Source organism: Mycobacterium talmoniae (assembly GCF_001854525.1).
Classification (GTDB): Bacteria; Actinomycetota; Actinomycetes; order Mycobacteriales; family Mycobacteriaceae; genus Mycobacterium; species Mycobacterium talmoniae.
The window spans coordinates 1-1,019 of sequence record NZ_MLQM01000351.1; the positions used below are offsets into that span (position 1 = coordinate 1).

General features: G+C 75.4%; 1 protein-coding gene. It reads left to right on the plus strand.

Features of this window, described 5'->3' with window-relative positions:
- Positions 1-1,019 (plus strand): ABC transporter permease (locus tag BKN37_RS27295; RefSeq protein WP_131823733.1); only part of this gene is annotated, 1,019 nt, incomplete at both ends.

Sequence of the window (1,019 nt, forward strand, 5' to 3'; positions counted from 1 at the left end):
GGCTAACGCGGTGGGGGGTCGGCTGTCGGCGCCGCCCGCGGTGCCCAACGGTGTCCGGGTGGGGCCGGGGTTGGGCTACGCCGAAGGCGACCGGTTCCAGCTGGGCTCCGGGGCGGTCACCGTGGCCGCGGTGCTGGGCGGCAAGCGGCTCGCCGACCTCAACGGCGGGCACTATGTGCTGGCCGCACTTGCGTTGGCGCAGCAGGTCACCGGGCGGCAGGGGCAGCTGGACTCGATACTGATCACCACCACGCGGGGCGCCGATCTTGCCGCCGTGCGGGCCGGGGTCACCGCCGCGGTGGGCGGGCGAGCCCTGGTCGCCGAGCCCAGTGTGCGGGCCACCCGGGCCGGCGACGGCGTCAAGCTGATGAACTACATGGCGCTGCTGGGCGCGGCCGTCGCGCTGGTGGTGGGCGCGTTCCTGATCTACACCACGATGACCATGGCGATCACCCAGCGTCGGCCGGTCATCTCGCTGCTGCGCGCGATCGGCGGCCGCCGCGTCACCATCGTGCGGGACATGCTCGCCGAGGCCGCGATCCTCGGGCTGGTCGGCGGGGGCATCGGGTCGGGCCTGGGAATCCTGGCGGGCCGCACGGCGATTGGGCGGCTGCCGCCGGCCATGACCCAGGGGCTGGAAGCCCGCGTCGAGTACTGGCTGCCCGGCTACGCGATCCCGGCCGCGCTGGCCGCGACGGTGGCCACCAGCGTGGCCGCGTCGGCGATGGCCGCGCGGCAGGTCTACAAGGTGTCACCGATCGAGGCGTTGGCGCCGGTCGGGGTGTCGGCCGCGGACGTGGTGCCGCACTGGCTGCGGATCGCGGCGGGGGAGGGCGCCGTTGAGGCGGGGCAGGTGGGGGACATGGGGAAAGGCGTGCTGCGCCGACCGTTCTTGGTAGGGGAGTGCGGGGCGTTGTTTGGTGCGGGAGGGCGCGGGGGCTGGTGGTCGAGGCGGCGGGCGCTGATGCCCGACGCGCTGCGGCCTGGGGGGGGCCGGTGGGTGGGGGGTGGGGTGGGGG